The 18,001-nt window shown below is 70.2% G+C and carries 16 protein-coding genes; 9 read left to right on the top strand and 7 right to left on the bottom strand.

What is annotated here, in order from left to right; genetic code table 11:
* Positions 1-56 precede the first annotated feature (56 nt).
* Entirely contained in the window at positions 57-485 is a 429-nt protein-coding gene (locus ACFVJQ_RS08615; protein WP_385508919.1) for a secondary thiamine-phosphate synthase enzyme YjbQ, read from the bottom strand.
* An 84-nt stretch (positions 486-569) separates the two neighbouring features.
* Here ACFVJQ_RS08615 and ACFVJQ_RS08610 point away from each other — a divergent pair, with 84 nt between their 5' ends.
* Positions 570-1,649 carry an NAD(P)-binding domain-containing protein gene (locus ACFVJQ_RS08610; RefSeq protein ID WP_385781964.1) on the top strand — a complete coding sequence of 360 codons (1,080 nt, stop codon included), beginning with the start codon at positions 570-572 and terminating at the stop codon, positions 1,647-1,649.
* A 49-nt stretch (positions 1,650-1,698) separates the two neighbouring features.
* Here the strand turns inward: ACFVJQ_RS08610 and mltG are convergent, their stop codons facing one another.
* Positions 1,699-2,553 (bottom strand): endolytic transglycosylase MltG, encoded by an 855-nt coding sequence (mltG, locus tag ACFVJQ_RS08605; RefSeq protein ID WP_385781961.1) that lies wholly within the window; start codon positions 2,551-2,553, stop codon positions 1,699-1,701.
* Between the two features lie 43 nt (positions 2,554-2,596).
* Complete coding sequence (locus ACFVJQ_RS08600; protein WP_385508922.1) at positions 2,597-4,399, bottom strand: ABC transporter ATP-binding protein; 1,803 nt, start codon at positions 4,397-4,399, stop codon at positions 2,597-2,599.
* A 93-nt stretch (positions 4,400-4,492) separates the two neighbouring features.
* Between ACFVJQ_RS08600 and ACFVJQ_RS08595 the strand changes: the two genes are divergently transcribed.
* On the top strand, positions 4,493-4,960 hold the full coding sequence (locus ACFVJQ_RS08595) for a MarR family winged helix-turn-helix transcriptional regulator (RefSeq protein WP_385508923.1): 468 nt from the start codon (positions 4,493-4,495) through the stop codon (positions 4,958-4,960).
* Positions 4,961-5,034: 74 nt separating this feature from the next.
* Here ACFVJQ_RS08595 and ACFVJQ_RS08590 read toward each other — a convergent pair whose 3' ends face one another.
* Positions 5,035-6,399 (bottom strand): cation:dicarboxylate symporter family transporter, encoded by a 1,365-nt coding sequence (locus ACFVJQ_RS08590; RefSeq protein WP_385508924.1) that lies wholly within the window; start codon positions 6,397-6,399, stop codon positions 5,035-5,037.
* Between the two features lie 436 nt (positions 6,400-6,835).
* Here ACFVJQ_RS08590 and ACFVJQ_RS08585 point away from each other — a divergent pair, with 436 nt between their 5' ends.
* The 4 genes from ACFVJQ_RS08585 to ACFVJQ_RS08570 all read left to right on the top strand — a co-directional run bounded on the left by ACFVJQ_RS08585 (position 6,836) and on the right by ACFVJQ_RS08570 (position 11,598).
* Positions 6,836-8,641 (top strand): ABC transporter ATP-binding protein, encoded by a 1,806-nt coding sequence (locus tag ACFVJQ_RS08585; RefSeq protein WP_385781956.1) that lies wholly within the window; start codon positions 6,836-6,838, stop codon positions 8,639-8,641.
* Positions 8,638-10,455 carry an ABC transporter ATP-binding protein gene (locus tag ACFVJQ_RS08580; RefSeq protein WP_385781953.1) on the top strand — a complete coding sequence of 606 codons (1,818 nt, stop codon included), beginning with the start codon at positions 8,638-8,640 and terminating at the stop codon, positions 10,453-10,455. Before ACFVJQ_RS08585 ends, ACFVJQ_RS08580 begins: the two co-directional genes overlap by 4 nt.
* A 360-nt stretch (positions 10,456-10,815) precedes the next feature.
* Positions 10,816-11,283, top strand: a complete 468-nt coding sequence (locus tag ACFVJQ_RS08575) for a DUF5709 domain-containing protein (protein WP_385508927.1) — start codon at positions 10,816-10,818, stop codon at positions 11,281-11,283.
* A gap of 51 nt (positions 11,284-11,334) precedes the next feature.
* On the top strand, positions 11,335-11,598 hold the full coding sequence (locus tag ACFVJQ_RS08570) for a type B 50S ribosomal protein L31 (RefSeq protein WP_385508928.1): 264 nt from the start codon (positions 11,335-11,337) through the stop codon (positions 11,596-11,598).
* Between the two features lie 56 nt (positions 11,599-11,654).
* On the opposite strand, the gene ACFVJQ_RS08565 is transcribed toward ACFVJQ_RS08570, so the two are convergent.
* Positions 11,655-12,449, bottom strand: a complete 795-nt coding sequence (locus ACFVJQ_RS08565) for a metal-dependent hydrolase (RefSeq protein ID WP_129796558.1) — start codon at positions 12,447-12,449, stop codon at positions 11,655-11,657.
* A 145-nt stretch (positions 12,450-12,594) separates the two neighbouring features.
* Between ACFVJQ_RS08565 and ACFVJQ_RS08560 the strand changes: the two genes are divergently transcribed.
* Positions 12,595-15,108, top strand: a complete 2,514-nt coding sequence (locus ACFVJQ_RS08560; RefSeq protein WP_385508929.1) for a DEAD/DEAH box helicase — start codon at positions 12,595-12,597, stop codon at positions 15,106-15,108.
* A 19-nt stretch (positions 15,109-15,127) separates the two neighbouring features.
* Complete coding sequence (locus tag ACFVJQ_RS08555; RefSeq protein ID WP_385508930.1) at positions 15,128-15,994, top strand: acyl-CoA thioesterase; 867 nt, start codon at positions 15,128-15,130, stop codon at positions 15,992-15,994.
* A gap of 45 nt (positions 15,995-16,039) precedes the next feature.
* On the opposite strand, the gene ACFVJQ_RS08550 is transcribed toward ACFVJQ_RS08555, so the two are convergent.
* On the bottom strand, positions 16,040-16,921 hold the full coding sequence (locus ACFVJQ_RS08550; RefSeq protein ID WP_385781948.1) for a DUF6397 family protein: 882 nt from the start codon (positions 16,919-16,921) through the stop codon (positions 16,040-16,042).
* Positions 16,922-17,048: 127 nt separating this feature from the next.
* Positions 17,049-17,459: a roadblock/LC7 domain-containing protein gene (locus tag ACFVJQ_RS08545; RefSeq protein WP_129796562.1), complete on the bottom strand. Its 411-nt coding sequence runs from the start codon at positions 17,457-17,459 to the stop codon at positions 17,049-17,051.
* 93 nt (positions 17,460-17,552) lie between these two features.
* On the opposite strand from ACFVJQ_RS08545, the gene ACFVJQ_RS08540 reads away from it, so the two are divergent.
* Entirely contained in the window at positions 17,553-17,981 is a 429-nt protein-coding gene (locus tag ACFVJQ_RS08540) for a PPOX class F420-dependent oxidoreductase (protein ID WP_385508932.1), read from the top strand.
* Positions 17,982-18,001: the final 20 nt, after the last annotated feature.

The following is an 18,001-nucleotide window of genomic DNA, read 5'->3' as shown; positions in this document are numbered from 1 at the left end:
GAGAACTGCGCTGCCCGACGCACAGCCGGCCGCCTGCGTCGACGCCACCGGCCAGGTCACGACGCCCCCAAAAAGCTCAACCGTACCTGACGGTTGGGATTGTCCCTGTTCGTGTCCACCAGGCACACCGACTGCCACGTCCCCAGCTCGAGCCGTCCGTCCAGTACGGGCAGGGTCGCATGCGGGGGGACGAGCGCCGGGAGGACGTGGTCACGGCCGTGGCCGGGGCTGCCGTGGCGGTGCTGCCAGCGGTCGTCGGCGGGGAGCAGGGTGTGCAGCGCGGCGAGGAGGTCGTCGTCGCTGCCCGCGCCCGTTTCGATGATCGCGATGCCGGCCGTGGCGTGCGGGACGAAGACGTTGAGCAGGCCGTCGCGGCCGGCGGTCACCTCACTCAGGAAGGCCTCGCAGTCACGGGTCAGGTCGACGACGTTCTCCGCGGAACCGGTGGCGACGTGCAGAACTCGGGTGCTGAACACATCTGACATGTCTCCATCCTGACCCACGGGCCGCCGCCCACGCCCGACCGACCGCGCGGGAAGATCCACGGACTCGACGCTGTTGGTGGAAGCGTGAACAACACGCGCGAGGTCGAGGTTGTCGTCATAGGCGCCGGTCAGGCCGGACTGGCCGGCGCCTATCACCTGCGGCGGACCGGTTTTGAGCCGGACCGTGACTTCGTGGTGCTGGACCACTCCCCCGGTCCGGGCGGGGCGTGGCAGTTCCGATGGCCATCGCTGACGTACGGCAAGGTGCACGGGATGCACGCGCTGCCGGGGATGGAGCTGACGGGTGCCGATCCGGCGCGGCCGTCGTCGGAGGTGATCCGCGAGTACTTCGCCGCGTACGAGGAGACGTTCGACCTGCGCGTACGGCGGCCGGTCGACGTGCACTCCGTGCGGGAGGGCCCGGGCGGGCGGCTGCTCGTCGAGACCTCGGCCGGGGACTGGGCCACGCGGGCGCTGATCAACGCCACCGGCACCTGGGACCGGCCGTTCTGGCCGCGTTATCCGGGCCAGGAGACCTTCCGCGGGCGGCAGTTGCACACCGCGCAGTACCCCGGGCCCGAGGAGTTCGCCGGACAGCGGGTCGTCGTGGTGGGCGGCGGCGCCTCCGGTACGCAGCATCTGCTGGAGATCGCCCCGTACGCGGCCGCGACCACCTGGGTGACCCGGCGTCCGCCCGTCTTCCGCGAGGGGCCCTTCGACGAGAACGCCGGCCGGGCGGCGGTCGCGCTCGTGGAGGAACGGGTACGGCAGGGACTGCCGCCCAAGAGTGTGGTGTCCGTCACGGGCCTGCCGCTGAACGACGCCATTCGGCAAGGACTGAAGGACGGAGTGCTGGACCGGCAGCCGATGTTCGCCCGGATCACGCCGGACGGTGTCGAGTGGCAGGACGGACGGCACGTCAGCGCGGACGTCATCCTCTGGGCGACCGGATTCCGGGCCGTCATCGACCACCTGGCGCCGCTACGGCTGCGTGAACCGGGCGGCGGCATCCGGGTGGACGGAACGCGCGCGGTCGCCGACCCGCGGATCCACCTCGTCGGCTACGGCCCCTCGGCCAGCACCATCGGCGCCAACCGGGCCGGGCGGGCGGCCGTACGGGACATCAGGCGGCTGCTGGCCGAGGAGCAGCCCGTCGCCGCATGACGTCCCGCCGGCGTCGTGCGGCCGCCTCGCCGCCCGAAGCTCCGTCGGGTCACCGCGTCGGCTGCGGGCTCACGCTCGCCTGCTGCGCGTTGAACTCGGCGACGTTGCGCTGATGTTCCGCGTAGTCGGCCGTGAAGCGGGTGTCGCCCGGCTTGACCGTGACGAAGTACAGCCAGTTTCCCGGGGTCGGGTTGATCGCGGCACGCATCGCCTCCTCGCCCGGGTTGTCGATCGGCGTGGGCGGCAGGCCCATGCGCTGGTACGAGTTGTAGGGGCTGTCGATACGGGTGTCGTTCAGCGTCGTCCTCAACTTGGTGCGGTTGAGGGCGTAGTTGATCGTGGAGTCCATCTGGAGCGGCATACCGCGCTCCAGCCGGTTGAAGATGACCCGGGCCACCTTCCCCATGTCGGCCTTGGTCGCGGCCTCGGCCTGGATGATGCTCGCGATGGTGACCGCCTGGTAGACGTTCATGGCGTTGCGCTGCGCCCCGGCGGCGATCGGGGCGCCGTTGAACTTCCTGTTGGCGGTGTCGACCATCGTCGACAGCAACTGCTCCGGCGTCGCCTTCTCGGGCAGCGGATATGTCGCCGGGAAGAGGTAGCCCTCCGGGTTGCCGTCGGCGTCGTTCGGCAGTTTCAGCTTGGCTCTGGGGAGGGCCTTCTTGGTGGTGCCGGGGGGCAGTTCGAGGACCTTGTCGACGGCCTCGTAGACCTGGCCGGCGCGCCAGCCCTCCGGGATCACCAGCGATGCGGGTCTGGCCTCCTCGTCGCCCCCGTGGGTCAGCAGCGGCACCGCCACGGCGGTACCGGCCAGGACGGCTCCGATTGCGATGAGGGCGGCACGGCCCCGGCGCGTCAGTCGAGTCCTGCGAGTCGTGCTCCGTGGCGGAGTATTCGTCTGCATGCGGGCACGGTAACCCGCACATCGCTACAAACCCGGCATATCGTCACCTTGTCGGCTCAAGTTGGGCGTCCCGGCGTACCAGCGCCGCATACCGCCCGTCGAGCTCCAACAGCTCCTTGTGCGTGCCCCGTTCGACCGCGCACCCGGCGTCCAGGACCACGATCTGGTCGGCGCCCCGAACGGTGGACAGCCGGTGGGCGATGGTGAGCGTCGTCCGGTTGGCCGACAGCGCGTCGATCGCCTCCTGGACGGCACGTTCGGTGCGGGTGTCCAGCGCGCTGGTCGCCTCGTCGAGGATCAGCACCGGCGGATCGCGCAGGATCGTACGGGCGATGGCCAGGCGCTGCTTCTCACCGCCGGAGAAGCGGTGACCGCGCTCACCGACCACAGTGTCGTAGCCGTCGGGCAGGGCGGCGATGTGATCGTGGATCTGGGCTGCCCGGGCCGCCGCGTGCAGCTCCTCGTCGGTGGCATCGGGTTTGGCGAAGCGGAGGTTGTCGGCGACCGAGGCGTGGAAGAGGTACGTCTCCTGGGAGACGACGCCGACCGCCCGGGCGAGGGTGTCGAAGTCCAGGTCGCGGACGTCGACGCCGTCGAGGGTGACCCGGCCGCCCGTCACGTCGTACAGCCGCGGCACCAGGTAGCCCAGCGTGGACTTGCCGGCGCCGGTCGGGCCGACGATCGCGAGGCTGCCGCCGGCCGGGACGGTGAGATCGATGCCGTCGAGGACGGGACCGCCCTTGCCGTCGTAGCGGAACTCGACGCCCTCGAAGCGGACTTCGCCCTTGACCTGGTCGAGACGGAGGGGGCGCTCGCGCTCGGTGATGTCGACGGGCAGGTCGAGGTACTCGAAGATGCGCTGGAAGAGGGCCAGCGAGGTCTGGATCTGGACGCCGGTGCCGAGCAGGCTGACCGCCGGGCGGAACAGGCCCTGCTGGAGGGAGACGAAGGCGACGATCGTGCCGATGGAGACCTCCGGACCGCCCAGATGGAGGGCGAGGCCGGCCGTCCAGTAGATGACGGCGGGCATGGCGGCCATGACGATCGTGATGACGGCCATCCGCCAGCGGCCGGCCATGTTCGACCGCACCTCGAGGTCGACCAGCCGGTCGGACTCCTCGGCGAAGGACTTCGTCAGCGACTCGGCGCGGCCCATGGTGCGGCCCAGCAGGATGCCGCTGACCGACAGCGACTCGGTGACCGTCGCGGCCATCGCGGCCATCTGCTTCTGACGCCGCGTGGTGATCTTCCGGCGTTCGTCGCCGACCCGGCGGCTGATCCACACGAACGCCGGCAGCAGGAGCAGCGAGACGACGGTCAGCCGCCAGTCGAGGGCCAGCATCGCGATGATCGTGGCGACGACGCTGGTGAAGTTGGAGACCAGGGAGGTGGCCGTGGAGGTGACGGTGGCCTGCATGCCGCCGATGTCGTTGGCGATGCGGGACTGGACCTCGCCCGTGCGGGTGCGGGTGAAGAAGGCGAGCGACATGCGCTGCAACCGGCCGTAGACGGCGGTGCGCAGATCGTGCATGACGCGCTGGCCGACCGTCGTCGAGATCAGGGTCTGCAGGACGCCGAAGACGCTGGACAGTACGGCGCTGAGGATCATGCCGAGGGCCAGCAGGGTGAGCAGGCCGGTCCGTCCCTGGGGGATCGCGGTGTCGAGGATCGCCTTGAGCAGGAACGGCGTGGCGACCGATACCAGCGACGAGGCGCCGACGAGCAGGCCGACGACGAGCAGTCGGCCACGGTAGGGGCGGAAGAGCTTCAGGATGCGACGCACCTGCCGCGGCTGCTCCTCGGAGTCGTCGGGCGGCGTCCAGGCGGGTTCGTGGTCGGGTTTCATGGGCTCCTTCAGGAGGGAGTCGGCAACGGCTGGCGGAGCGTAGCTCATTGTTACCTATACTCACAATGAACGTGGTCCTGATATTGTTCCCGCATGACCACCTCCGACCCCGACGGACTGCTCGCCGAGCAGCTGCTGCGGCTCACCCGCCGGGTGCACCGGATCCAGAAACGCCATCTCCAACAGCGTGCCCTGGGCATCACCCCGGCGCAGTCCCGGCTGCTGCGCACCCTCGCGCACTACGACTCGCCGCCCCGTATGGCCGACCTCGCCGAGCGGCTGGAAGTGGTGCCGCGTGCCGTGACGACGCTGGTCGACGCCCTGGAGGCGAGCGGCAAGGTGCGCAGGGTTCCCGACCCGAGCAACCGCAGGGTGATCCGGATCGGCCTCACGCCCGAGGGACGCGAGGCGCTGCGCGAGCTGCACGCGGCGCGCAGATCGGCCGCGGAGGAGATCCTCGCGCCTCTCACGGACGAGCAGCGGGAGGTGCTCGGGGGTCTGCTGGACACGCTGGTCGACGGGGGGCCTGGCGGCGCCGACGCCGGCCAGATGCTCTCGTAGGCCCCCACACCAAGAGCAGCGCGCTGCCGCTCCCGGTTGCGGAGTGGCAGCACGCGGCTCGTTGCGACGAGTGATCAGCGGGCCTCGGACGCAGGCTCCTTGGCCGATGCCGAGGGCAGAGCCTCTTCGTGGGCGTCGGGTACGAAGACGATCTCCCCGTCCAGCACCTTCTTCGCCCGTGCGGCGTCCAGCGCACCCTCCCAGCGGGACACCGCGAAGACGGCGACGCAGTTGCCGAGGAGGTTCGTCACCACGCGCATCGAGTCCATGATGCGGTCCACACCCAGCAGGAGGGCGACAGCGCCGGCGGGAATGGCGCCCAGCGAGGCGGCGGTCGCGGACAGGGCGAGGAAGGCCGAACCGGGGATGCCGGCCATGCCCTTGCTGGTCAGCATCAGTACCAGCAGCACGGTGATCTGCTGACCCAGGCTGAGATCCACACCCACGGCCTGCGCGATGAACAGGGTGCCGATGGACAGGTAGAGCGAGGCGCCGTCGAGGTTGAAGGAGTAGCCCGTGGGCAGCACCAGGCCCACGGCGTCGTCGCGGGCACCTGCCTTGCGCAGCTTCTGCATCACGCGCGGCATGACGGACTCGGTGGACGCCGTGCCCAGCGCGAGCAGCATCTCCTCGCGGATGTACCGGAGGAACTTCCAGAGGCTGAGCCCGGTGACCATCCGCAGGGCGACCGCGAGGAGCACGATGAAGAACGCCGCGGCCACATAGCACAGGACGATCAGCTTGGCGTACGTCTCGATCACGCCGAGCCCGTACTGGCCGATCAGGACGGCCATCGCGCCGAACACCGCGATCGGGGCCAGTCGCATGACGAAGCCGACGATCGCGAAGATGATCTCCTGGGCCTGCTCGATGGCCGGCAGGACCTGCGGCACCTTGGTGTGGCCGAGGTGCAGCAGAGCGGCGCCCACCAGGCAGGCGAGAACGAGCACTTGGAGCAGGGAGTTCTCGGCGAAGGCTCCGATGAAACTGGTGGGAAGCGCGTTCAGGACGAACTCGGTCGTCGAGGGCAGTGAACCGCCGCCCGTCTTCTCGTCGACCGCCGAGGTGTCGAGCGTGGCCGGGTCGACGTTCATCCCCGAGCCGGGCTGGACGACGTTGGCGGCGAGAAGCCCGATGAGCAGGGCGAGCGTGCTCGCGACCTCGAACCAGATCAGGGCCTTGAGTCCGATCCGGCCGAATGCCTTCAGGTCACCGGCCTTGGCGATGCCGACGACCACCACGCAGAACACCAGCGGCGAGATGATCGTCTTGATGAGCCGGGTGAACCCGTCGCCGAGCGGCTGGAGATCCGCGGCCAGGTCGGGCCACAGCTTTCCGACGACGATGCCGAGCACGAGTGCGCAGGCGACCTGCGCGAAGAGAGAGGTACGCAGTATGCGTGCGACGCGTCGCGGCAGGGACGGTACGGACGGCGGCACGGGCACTCCTTGGGGACGGTGGCACACAGAAGCCGGGACAGGACTTCTGCAATACGGAAAGCGGCTTCCGCGGCGATCACTTTGCGGGAGTTGTTGATCGCCCACGAGACCGCCGTGTTGCCACCGTGTAAATCAGGAACCGAGTGACGCATCGCACACAACTCGCTTCAACAGCCGCTGCGTTCCTCGCATCGCCGGTGTGCCACGGCGAGTCGGGCGCGCCCGCAATGAGGCCTCGGTGACGGGAGGCGCACGAGGTGAGTCCCGCGGTAGCCGGATCTGTGCGCTGCCACGGAAAACCGGTTGCCTTCGACCACGTTGTGACGCGAACCTTTCACGGTCTGTTTTCCCCGTGCACGGCCCTTTCCGTTCGCATCCTCACCCCATCACCAACCGCCATCCCTTCCGCCCACCTGACACGAGCCACTGGGACGTCATGCAGATCCAAGACCTTCCGTATCCCGACCCAGGTGTGCCGGACGCGCGCTCGGGGCCGCGGTTCCTGTGGTGGCTCGGCCGGAATCAGCTGCGTGGACAGTTCAGATCGCTGGCCTGGGGACTGCTCCACTTCGTGTCGGTCTCCGCGTTGCCGTTCTGTGTGGGCTTCGCCGTCCAGGCCGTGGTCGACCGATCCGGCTCCCGGCTCGCCCTCGCAGGCGGGCTGATGGCGCTGGCCTGCGCCGGCAACGCGATCGGCGACACCTTCCTGCATCGCGCGGCGGTCACCAACTGGATCACGGCGGCCGCCCGCGTCCAGCAACTCCTGGCCCGCAAGGCCGCGCTGCTGGGCTCCGCACTGACCCGGCGTGTCGCGGCGGGCGAGGTGGTGGCCGTCTCCACGGGTGACGTCGAGAAGATCGGCTGGTTCGTGGAGGCCGTGTCACGCTTCACCGCCGCGGCCGTCAGCATCGTGCTCGTCTGCGTCGGCCTGGTCGTCTACCAGCCGGCCCTCGGCGTGGTCGTCGCCGTGGGCCTGCCCGTCCTCGCGGTGGCGGTGCTGCCGCTGCTGCCCCGCGCGACCCGGCGCGCCGACTTCCAGCGCGAGAAGGCGGGACGGGCCACCGAGCTGGCCTCGGACACCGTCGCCGGGCTGCGTGTCCTGCGCGGCATCGGCGGCGAGGAACTGTTCCTCGACCGCTACCGCCGCGCATCCCAGGAGGTCCGCCACGCGGCCGTGCGCAGCGCCCGGATGTGGTCACTGATCTCGGCCATCCAGGTACTGCTGCCGGGGCTGCTGCTGATCGCGGTCGTCTGGTACGGCGTGCACCTGGCCCGCCAGGGCCGGATCACCGTCGGTGAACTCGTCACCGTCTACAGCTCCGTCATGATCCTCACGTATCCGTTGCGGCACTTCGAGGAAATCGCGATGGCCTACTCCTTCTCGCGGCCTTCGGCCCGGCGGGCGGCGCGGGTTCTGGCCCTGGAGCGGGTCACGTCCGCCGAGGGGTCGCGCGAGGCCGATCTGCCCTCGGGCGACCTGTACGACCCGGCGAGCGGCCTGCTCGCGCCGGCCGGCCGGCTCACCGCCGTGGTGTGCGGCGATCCGGACGCGGCGGGGCGACTGGCGGAACGCCTCGGCGGACACCCCACGGAGGCGGGCGCATCGGCGCTGCTCGGCGGCGTCCCGCTGGACGAGCTGCCGCTCGACAGTGCTCGGACAGCCGTACTGGTGCAGGACAAGGACCCGGTGCTTCTGTCGGGCTCGCTGCGCGAACTGCTCGACGTGCCCGCCTCGGGAGACGTCGGCGCCGAGGAGGCGCTGGCGGCCGCGCAGTGCGGGGACGTGCTGACGGCCCTCGTACAGGGCTCGCTCGACACCGAGGATCCGATGGACGCCCGCATCACCGAACGCGGACGGTCCCTCTCCGGCGGCCAGCGCCAGCGGCTCGCACTGGCACGGTCGCTCATCACCGACCCGGAGGTGCTCGTCCTGGACGAACCGACCTCCGCCGTCGACTCCCACACCGAGGCCCGGATCGCGGAAGGCGTGCGCAATCTGCGAGCAGGCCGCACCACGGTCGTCTTCACCTCCTCGCCGCTGCTCCTGGACCGGGCCGACCGGGTGGTGCTCGTGCACGAGGGCGAGGTGGCGGCGGTGGGCGTGCACCGGGAGCTGGTGCACAAGGAGCCCCGGTACCGGGCCGTGGTGACCCGCGAGACCGAGGACGAGGCCACCCTGAGCGGCGCGCTGGACAAGCTCGACGAACTGGATGAGCTGGACGAGATCGAGGAGACCGCATGATCGGCGTGGCGCCACCGGCCTACGACCCGGCGGCCCCGACGACGGCGAACACCCTGCCCGTCGGCGCCACTGCGACCGTACGCGCCTATGTGGCCGAACTGTTCCGCCGGCACCGCCGTGCCTTCCTGCTCCTCATCACCGCCAACACCGTCGCCGTGGTCGCCTCGATGGCGGGCCCCTACCTGCTGGGCGGGCTCGTCGAGCGGGTGTCGGACGAGGCTCGTGAGCTGCACCTCGGCCTCACGGTGACGCTGTTCGTGCTGGCGCTGGTCGTGCAGGCCGTGTTCGTCCGCGAGGTGCGGCTGCGGGGCGCGATGCTCGGCGGGCGGATGCTGGCCGACCTGCGCGAGGACTTCCTCGTGCGGTCGGTCGGGCTGCCGCCGGGTGTTCTGGAGCGGGCCGGCACGGGCGACCTGCTGTCCCGGATCACGACCGACATCGACCGGCTCGCCAACGCCATGCGCGAGGCCGTGCCCCAGCTGGCGATCGGCGTCGTGTGGGTGGGCCTGCTGCTGGGCGGGCTGGTCGTCACGGCACCTCCGCTGGCGGGCGCCGTGCTGCTGGCGCTGCCGCTGCTGGTGGTCGGCTGCCGCTGGTACTTCCGGCGGGCGCCGGCCGCCTACCGCTCGGAGGCCGCCGGGTACGCGGCCGTCGCCGCCGCCCTCGCCGAGACCGTGGACGCCGGGCGCACTGTCGAGGCGCACCGCCTCGGCGCCGACCGGGTTCAGCTGTCGGACCGGCGGATAAGGGAGTGGACGGCCTGGGAGCGCTACACGCTCTGGCTCCGGTCGGTGCTGTTCCCGGTCATCAACATCACGCACGTGACGGTGCTCGCCTCGGTCCTCATGGTCGGCGGGGTCTTCGTGCTCCAGGGCTGGATCGGGGTCGGCCAGCTGACGACGGGTGCGTTGATCGCGCAGATGCTCGTCGACCCGGTAGGCCTGATCCTGCGCTGGTACGACGAGCTGCAGGTCGCCCAGGTGTCGCTGGCCCGGCTGGTCGGTGTCCGGGACGTCGAGCCGGACGCCGGTGACGACCGGCTCGCTCCCGACGGGCGCGACGTGCACGCCGACCGGGTGCACTTCGGCTACCTCGAGGGCGTGGACGTGCTGCGCAAGGTGTCCCTGGAGGTCGCCCCCGGCACCCGGCTGGCGCTGGTGGGTCCCTCGGGCGCCGGCAAGTCCACGCTGGGACGGCTGCTCGCCGGGATCTACGCGCCCCGGAACGGCCGGATCACCCTCGGCGGTGCGGAGCTTTCCCGCATGACCGCGGAACGCGTCCGCTCCCACGTGGCCCTCGTCAACCAGGAGCACCACGTCTTCGTGGGCTCCCTGCGCGACAACCTCCTGCTCGCCCTCCCCCACTCCCGGCTTCGTTCGAGCGAAGGGACCTCGGCCGACGCCGTCGATGCCGAGCTGTGGGCGGCGCTCGGGGCGGTCGACGCGGACGGGTGGGCGCGTGCGCTGGACGACGGTCTGGACACCGAGGTCGGTTCGGGCGGGCTGGCGCTCACTCCGGCCCAGGCCCAGCAGATCGCGCTGGCCCGGCTGGTGCTGGCCGACCCGCACACACTGGTCCTGGACGAGGCGACCTCCCTGCTCGACCCGCGCGCGGCACGTCACCTGGAACGGTCCCTGGCCCGCGTCCTCGACGGGCGCACGGTCGTCGCCATCGCCCACCGGCTGCACACCGCCCACGACGCGGACGTGATCGCCGTCGTCGAGGACGGTCGGATCAGCGAGCTGGGCAGCCACAACGAGCTGGTCGCGGCCGACGGGGCGTACGCGGCGCTGTGGCGCTCGTGGCATGGGTGAGGGATTCGTGCTGCCGCCAGGCCACGGCACTACAGGGGGCGACCCCAGGCCGGGCCCTGTGGCTGCGGTGGTTCACCCGAGGCCAGGCCCCCGTGGCCACGGTGGTCGCCCCGAGCGACGCCCCCGTGGCCACGGAGTCCGCCCCAGGTCATGGCCTGTGCCTGTGGCGGACCGCGTCGAGCCGGGGCCCGTGCCGTTGCGCTCGGGCGAAGAGGGGTGGAAGGCTGGATAGCGGCGCAGGCTCGGGGAGCGCCCGCGAACCCCGCGGGATCGCGTCGGGCGCAGTCTGTGTCCCCCGTACGGGCGGCCCGAGGCCGACCGTGGTGGGAACGGCCCCGTCTTCACCACCTGGAGGTACCTGTGAACAGCGCCGACGGATGGGGGGACGACGTCTACCAGCCCGACGGGTCCGAGCAAAGGGAGGACACGGGGCTGCTCGACGTGGAGGACACCCTGGAGAACGACGGTGTCAGCGACCCCCTCGACCGGGGCTGGTCCCCTCCGGAGAGGCCGTGGGCGGTGGAGCGCGCGGATGTGACGGCGGCCGAGCGCCAGCGAGGGGAGACGCTGGACCAGCGGCTCGGCGAGGAACTGCCCGATCCGGCCGTACCCGACGGTGACGGCATCGGCGACCACGACACCGACGGCGAACTCCTGGACAACGAGGTCGGCGCCGTCCGCTCCGGCCGCCTCGTGGCCCCCGACGAGGGAGCGCACGAGGACGAGGAGAGCGCGCTGATCGCCTCGGACGTCGGAATCGACGGCGCGGCCGCCTCCGCCGAGGAGGCCGCGATGCACATCGTCGACGAGGACGCCCTCTCCGGCTGACCCGCGCCCCACCTGCCCGATGCCCTCAGCACCGCCGTACCAGGAGCAGCCATGCAGCAGGACAAGCATCCCGACTACCACCCCGTCGTCTTCCGCGACCGCGCTGCCGGCTACGCGTTCCTGACCCGCTCCACCGCGACCAGCGACCAGACGATCGAGTGGGACGACGGCGAGACCTACCCGGTGGTGGACGTGGAGATCTCCTCCGAGAGCCATCCGTTCTACACCGGCAAGGCCCGCACGGTGGACACGGAGGGCCGCATCGCCCGCTTCGAACGGCGGTACGGAGAGGGCTCGCGGCAGGGTTCCGACTGAGGCAGAGGCGGAGGCCGGCCGGCCGACACCCGACCCGGCCGGGACGGCGCCGTGCCTCAGATGAAATTGAGCGCGGCCGCGCCGCCCACTCCCCCGAGCAGCATGAACGCCGGCATCAGCACCTTGAGCTCCACCCAGCTGCCCGCGCGGAACCGCATGCCCTTCGGCGGCCCGACCGGGTACCACCGCTTGCGGCCCACCGGAATCGGCCACAGTATCGGGCAGCCCGAGACGGTGAGCGCGTCCCCGATGTCGTGCACCAGTGCGCCGAGCACGATCGGCAGGCCCAGCCACAGGTACTCCTGGCCCGGCGCCGTGAACAGCCAGTCCGCGCCGTTGCCCGGCTTGTCCAGCACGCCGGCGAGGATCCACGCGCTCGTCGCGGCCAGCAGCCACACCAGGACGTCGCTACTGGAACCCCGGGCCGCCCGCCACAGCAACCCCTCGATGGCCAGCACCATGTGCACGAAGAGGATCGCCAGCACCGCCCAGCGTCCGCCGGTGATCGCCAGGACCGAGGTGCCCGCGCCGATCAGGACCGCCCACAGCCAGGTGTGGGTGAGCGTGCGGTGGCCGCCGGAGCGGCGTGGATCGCCCTGCTTCCTGGTGGCCTTGTAGACGGCATAGGAGAGCTTGTCGACGATCTCGCACACCCAACGCGAGATCGGCCCGAAGGCGCGTGAGATGGTGGCGGCCTTGTGGTCGAGGTCGGGGGCGAGCGCGGCGCCGGCGCAGATCAGTGCGCCGCACAACAGGACCGGCCAGGGCATCGGGCGTCCGGCCGCGGCGGCGGCCGCACCGACACCGAGCCAGGCTGCGGCCCCCGAAAGAGAGTGTGCTGGTCCCATCATCGCCGTAGCCCGCCCCGTTCCTTGTGTGCCGCTGTCCGGTTGACCTGGTGCGCCGACGTCGTGTCGGCGACACAGCGTAGCGTTCGCGATCTTCGTGCGGGCATCCGATTCCCTGATCGGGCGGGAGGCCAGGCAAGATGGGGGCGTGACCCTCATCGATCAGCTGCCGCAGACCGCCGACCCCGACGCCCTCTACGAAGCCTTCGAGTCGTGGGCCCAGGAGCGCGGTCTCACGCTCTACCCCCACCAGGAGGAGGCGCTGATCGAGGTGGTCTCCGGCGCGAACGTGATCGTGTCGACCCCCACCGGCTCCGGTAAGAGCATGATCGCCGCGGGCGCTCACTTCGCCGCGCTGGCCCGGGACGAGGTCACCTTCTACACGGCTCCGATCAAAGCACTCGTCTCGGAGAAGTTCTTCGAACTGTGCAAGCTGTTCGGCACCGAGAACGTCGGCATGCTCACCGGTGACGCGTCGGTCAACGCCGACGCCCCGGTCATCTGCTGCACTGCCGAGGTGCTCGCGTCGATAGCGCTGCGCGACGGCAAGGATGCGGACATCGGCCAGGTCGTCATGGACGAGTTCCACTTCTACGCGGAGCCGGACCGCGGCTGGGCGTGGCAGATCCCCCTGCTCGAGCTGCCGCAGGCGCAGTTCATCCTCATGTCGGCCACGCTCGGCGACGTCTCGATGTTCGAGAAGGACCTCACCCGGCGCACCGGCCGCCCGACCGCGGTGGTCCGCTCGGCGACCCGTCCTGTGCCGCTCTCCTACGCCTACCGGCGCACCCCGCTGACGGAGACGCTGACCGAACTGCTGGAGACCAAGCAGGCTCCCGTCTACATCGTGCACTTCACTCAGGCCCAGGCCGTGGAGCGTGCGCAGGCACTGATGAGCATCAACATGTGCTCGCGCGAGGAGAAGGAGCAGATCGCCGAGCTGATCGGCAACTTCCGCTTCACCACCAAGTTCGGGCGCAATCTCTCCCGATACGTCCGGCACGGCATCGGCGTGCATCACGCCGGCATGCTGCCCAAGTACCGCCGCCTGGTGGAGAAGCTGGCGCAGGCCGGTCTGCTGAAGGTCATCTGCGGCACCGACACCCTCGGCGTCGGTGTCAACGTGCCCATTCGGACCGTGCTGTTCACGGCTCTGACGAAGTACGACGGCAGCCGCGTGCGCACGCTGCGCGCGCGCGAGTTCCACCAGATCGCGGGGCGTGCCGGGCGTGCCGGCTTCGACACGGCGGGCTTTGTCGTCGCCCAGGCTCCGGAGCACGTGATCGAGAACGAGAAGGCGCTGGCCAAGGCGGGCGACGATCCCAAGAAGCGCCGGAAGGTCGTCCGCAAGAAGGCGCCCGAGGGCTTCGTCGCCTGGAGCGAGGACACCTTCGACAAACTCATCGCCTCCGAGCCGGAGCCGCTGACGTCCCGTTTCCGGGTGACGCACACGATGCTGCTGTCGGTGATCGCCCGGCCGGGCAACGCGTTCAAGGCGATGCGGCACCTCCTGGAGGACAACCACGAGCCGCGCAAGCAGCAGGTGCGGCACATCCGGCGCGCGATCGCCATCTACCGCTCGCTGCTGGACGGCGGCATCGTCGAGAAACTGGACGAGCCGGACGCCGAGGGGCGCATCGTCCGGCTCACCGTGGATCTGCAGCAGGACTTCGCGCTGAACCAGCCGCTGTCGACCTTCGCCCTGGCCGCCTTCGAGCTGCTGGACCCCGAATCGCCGTCGTACGCCCTGGACATGGTGTCCGTCGTCGAGTCGACGCTTGACGACCCGCGGCAGATCCTCGTCGCCCAGCAGAACAAGGCGCGGGGCGAGGCCGTCGCCGCCATGAAGGCGGACGGCGTCGAGTACGAGGAGCGCATGGAGCGCCTCCAGGACATCACCTACCCCAAGCCCCTGGAGGAGCTGCTCTTCCACGCGTACAACACGTACCGCAAGAGCCACCCGTGGGTCGGCGACCATCCGCTGTCGCCGAAGTCCGTCATCCGGGACATGTACGAACGGGCGCTGTCCTTCACGGAGTTGGTCTCCCACTACGAGCTGGCCCGTACCGAGGGCATCGTGCTGCGCTACCTGGCCAGCGCCTACAAGACCCTCGAACACACCATCCCGGACGATCTCAAGTCCGAGGACCTGCAGGATCTGATCGAGTGGCTCGGCGAGATGGTGCGTCAGGTCGACTCCAGCCTCCTGGACGAGTGGGAGCAACTCGCCAACCCGGAGGAGATGACCGCCGAGGAGGCGCAGGAGAAGGCCGACCAGGTGAAGCCGGTCACCTCGAACGCGCGCGCCTTCCGCGTCCTCGTCCGCAACGCCATGTTCCGCCGTGTCGAGCTCGCCGCCCTCGACCAGGTCGAGGAACTGGGCGAGATGGACGCCGAGTCCGGATGGGACGCCGACGCCTGGGGCGAGGCGATGGACAAGTACTGGGACGAGTACGACAGCCTGGGCACGGGTCCGGACGCCCGGGGCCCCAAGCTGCTGCTGATCGAGGAGGAGCCGGAGAACGGGCTGTGGCGCGTCCGGCAGATCTTCGACGACCCGAACGGCGATCACGACTGGGGCATCAGCGCCGAGATCGACCTCACGGCCTCCGACGCCGAGGGCCGTGCCGTGGTCCGCGTCACCGACGTCGGACAGCTGTGAGCACAAGAGAAGGACATCCATGACAAACCCGGCCGAGAGGCTCGTCGATCTGCTCGACCTGGAGCAGATCGAGGTCAACATCTTCCGTGGCCGCAGCCCCCAGGAGTCCCTGCAGCGTGTCTTCGGCGGCCAGGTGGCCGGCCAGGCGCTGGTCGCCGCCGGGCGCACCACGGAGGGAGACCGCCCGGTGCACTCGCTGCACGCGTACTTCCTGCGCCCGGGTCGGCCGGGCGTGCCGATCGTGTACCAGGTCGAACGGGTCAGGGACGGGCGGTCGTTCACGACCCGCCGGGTCACCGCCGTACAGCAGGGCCGCACGATCTTCAATCTCACCGCCTCCTTTCACAAGCCTGAGGTTGGGAGCTTCGAGCACCAGCTGCCGCCGGCGCGTGAGGTGCCGGACCCGGAGTCCCTGCCGTCGGTCATGGACGAGGTCCGGGAGCATCTGGGTGCGCTGCCCGAGCAGTTGGAGCGGATGGCGCGCCGTCAGCCCTTCGACATCCGGTATGTGGACCGGCTGCGCTGGACGCCCGAGGACGTCAAGGGCGCCGAGCCGCGCAGTGCGGTGTGGATGCGCGCGGTCGGACCGCTCGGTGACGACCCGCTGGTGCACACCTGCGCGTTGACGTACGCCAGCGACATGACCCTGCTGGACGCGGTCCGCATCCCGGTCGAACCGCTGTGGGGGCCGCGGGGGTTCGACATGGCGTCGCTGGACCACGCGATGTGGTTCCACCGGCCGTTCCGTGCGGACGAGTGGTTCCTGTACGACCAGGAGTCCCCGATCGCGACGGGCGGGCGCGGGCTTGCGCGCGGGCGGATCTACGACCTTCAGGGGCGGCTGCTGGTGTCCGTCGTCCAAGAGGGGCTTTTCAGGGCGCTGTAGGGGAGCGTCCAGCCGTCCCGGAAGGGCTGTTCAGGGCGCTGTGAGTCAAGCGCTTCTGCGGCGCAGCCAGCCCAGCAGGCGGTGGGTTCGCTCCGGCTCGGACACGTGCACATCGTGTGGTGGTGTCGGCGGCGCCTGCCGGGGTGCGGGGCGGGGCGCGGGGCGGTGCTCGCGCGCCTCGTCCAGGGCTTGTGCCAGGTCCGCCCGCAGCCAGTCGATCTCGTCCGGGTCACCGGCCGTCATGATCCTCTCGGCGAGCTGCGCGGTCGGTGAACCGGGGGCGCCATGGTTCGGTGGCCCTGGTCGGAACCGGTTGAGGTGGGCGCGCTCGTAGGGGTCCTTGGCGATTTCCGCGATCTGGACGGGATCGAGCAGGGCGGCCAGGGCCCCGGCGCGCTGCCACGGGTCCTCGGCCTGGCGCAGCAGGAATCCCAGATGCCGTCCCCGCCAGTTGCGGGGGCGGAGGTCCAGTCCGGTGTCCAACTGCTCCCTCAGTCCTTCGGGCATACGCCCCTTCACCAGGTGGGCGTTCTTCTCGTCGGCCGCGAACTGCCGGATTTCGTCGGCCAGATACAGCCATACGAGTGCCCGATAGCGGCTCAGGTAGAAGTAGACGGGCACCACCAGGCCCAGACGGGCGAGGCGGGTGAACCTCTCCTTCGTCACCTCCATGATGGCCGCGGCTTCGCCGGTACCCACAGCCCGCACGCTCTCATGGAGCGACTGGGGAAACCCGTCCTCCGCGCGCAGCCGTTCGATCTCGGCGGGCGCCACGCGACGCCCTCCCCCGCCTTCGTCGGGCACGGTTCGGATGCGCCCCAGGTGTACGGCGAGATCGAACTCGCGCCGCTTGAGGCCCAGTTCGCGAGCCGCACGGCTCGGCGTGTACGTCACGCGGTCCGGTGTCGTGATGGTGTTGCCTGACATGGTCCGTCTCCCCCGTGGAGTCATCTGCTCACGCTGTGTGCGCTCGCCGTGACACAAACCGTAGCCGGTCGCACAGATCTCGCGACTGGCCTGTGGATAACTCCACGAGGATCGAAGAACCAGCAGGTCAGGGGTCCAGCCGGGTGCGCTCGGGCTGTCGGGCGTCCACGCCGAGGTGCTCGCCGACCCGGTTGACGAGCAGCGTCATCTCGTAGGCGATCTGGCCGATGTCGGCCTCCGCGGCGCTGAGCACGCACAGGCAGCTGCCACTGCCCGCCGCCGTGACGAAGAGCACCGCATCATCGAACTCCACCATCGTCTGGCGCACCTGTCCGGCGCCGAAGTGACGTCCCGATCCCTTGGCCAGGCTGTGCAGTCCGGATGCCACGGCGGCGAGATGCTCGGCGTCCTCGCGTCGTAGCCCGGTACTCGCTCCCGTCACCAGCCCGTCGTTGGACAGGACCAGGGCGTGTCGCACATGTTCGACACGCTCGGTCAGATCGTCCAGTAGCCAGCCAAGTCCCTGGTTGTGCGCCATGATTCGGTCTCCCCGTGTGATGACTCCCCCTGGCCGGAGGATCTCTCCGCCAGCCTTCCCCACGACCGGCGCGCGGGCAAGGAACATGGGGACATGGCAGAGAAGATGACCGACAAGGAATGGCGGCAGTTCGTCTCGTACGGCACCCGCACCGGAAAGCTGTCGACGGTCCGGGCCGACGGGAGCCCGCATGTGACGCCGATCTGGTTCCTGCTCGACGGAGACGAGGTGGTGTTCAACACGAGCAAGGAGAGTGTGAAGGGGCGCAATCTGGCGCGGGACGGCCGGGTCGCCCTCTGCGTGGACGACGACCGGCCGCCGTTCGACTACGTGGTGCTGCAGGGCCGCGCCCGTCTTTCTGAGGACCTCGACGAGCTCCGGCTCTGGGCCACGCGTATCGGTGCGCGGTACATGGGTGAGGAGCGTGCCGAGGAGTTCGGTGCCCGCAACGGTGTGCCGGGTGAACTCCTCGTCCGCGTCACGATCGACAAGGTCGTGGCGCAGAAGGCCGTGGCCGGCTGAAGCCCCCGTCAGGTGAGGCG

The sequence above is a fragment of the Streptomyces sp. NPDC127197 genome (genome assembly GCF_042672405.1).
GTDB classification, from domain to species: Bacteria; Actinomycetota; Actinomycetes; order Streptomycetales; family Streptomycetaceae; genus Streptomyces; species Streptomyces flavusporus.
This window is presented reverse-complemented; position numbering and strand designations above follow the sequence as displayed.

Excerpts from the sequence above, each read along its gene's own strand:
- ACFVJQ_RS08615 (WP_385508919.1), bottom strand. The coding sequence starts at position 485 with ATGTCAGATGTGTTCAGCACCCGAGTTCTGCACGTCGCCACCGGTTCC.
- mltG (WP_385781961.1), bottom strand. The coding sequence starts at position 2,553 with ATGCAGACGAATACTCCGCCACGGAGCACGACTCGCAGGACTCGACTG.
- ACFVJQ_RS08600 (WP_385508922.1), bottom strand. The coding sequence starts at position 4,399 with ATGAAACCCGACCACGAACCCGCCTGGACGCCGCCCGACGACTCCGAG.
- ACFVJQ_RS08595 (WP_385508923.1), top strand. The coding sequence starts at position 4,493 with ATGACCACCTCCGACCCCGACGGACTGCTCGCCGAGCAGCTGCTGCGG.
- ACFVJQ_RS08585 (WP_385781956.1), top strand. The coding sequence starts at position 6,836 with ATGCAGATCCAAGACCTTCCGTATCCCGACCCAGGTGTGCCGGACGCG.
- ACFVJQ_RS08580 (WP_385781953.1), top strand. The coding sequence starts at position 8,638 with ATGATCGGCGTGGCGCCACCGGCCTACGACCCGGCGGCCCCGACGACG.
- ACFVJQ_RS08570 (WP_385508928.1), top strand. The coding sequence starts at position 11,335 with ATGCAGCAGGACAAGCATCCCGACTACCACCCCGTCGTCTTCCGCGAC.
- ACFVJQ_RS08565 (WP_129796558.1), bottom strand. The coding sequence starts at position 12,449 with ATGATGGGACCAGCACACTCTCTTTCGGGGGCCGCAGCCTGGCTCGGT.
- ACFVJQ_RS08555 (WP_385508930.1), top strand. The coding sequence starts at position 15,128 with ATGACAAACCCGGCCGAGAGGCTCGTCGATCTGCTCGACCTGGAGCAG.
- ACFVJQ_RS08550 (WP_385781948.1), bottom strand. The coding sequence starts at position 16,921 with ATGTCAGGCAACACCATCACGACACCGGACCGCGTGACGTACACGCCG.
- ACFVJQ_RS08545 (WP_129796562.1), bottom strand. The coding sequence starts at position 17,459 with ATGGCGCACAACCAGGGACTTGGCTGGCTACTGGACGATCTGACCGAG.
- ACFVJQ_RS08540 (WP_385508932.1), top strand. The coding sequence starts at position 17,553 with ATGGCAGAGAAGATGACCGACAAGGAATGGCGGCAGTTCGTCTCGTAC.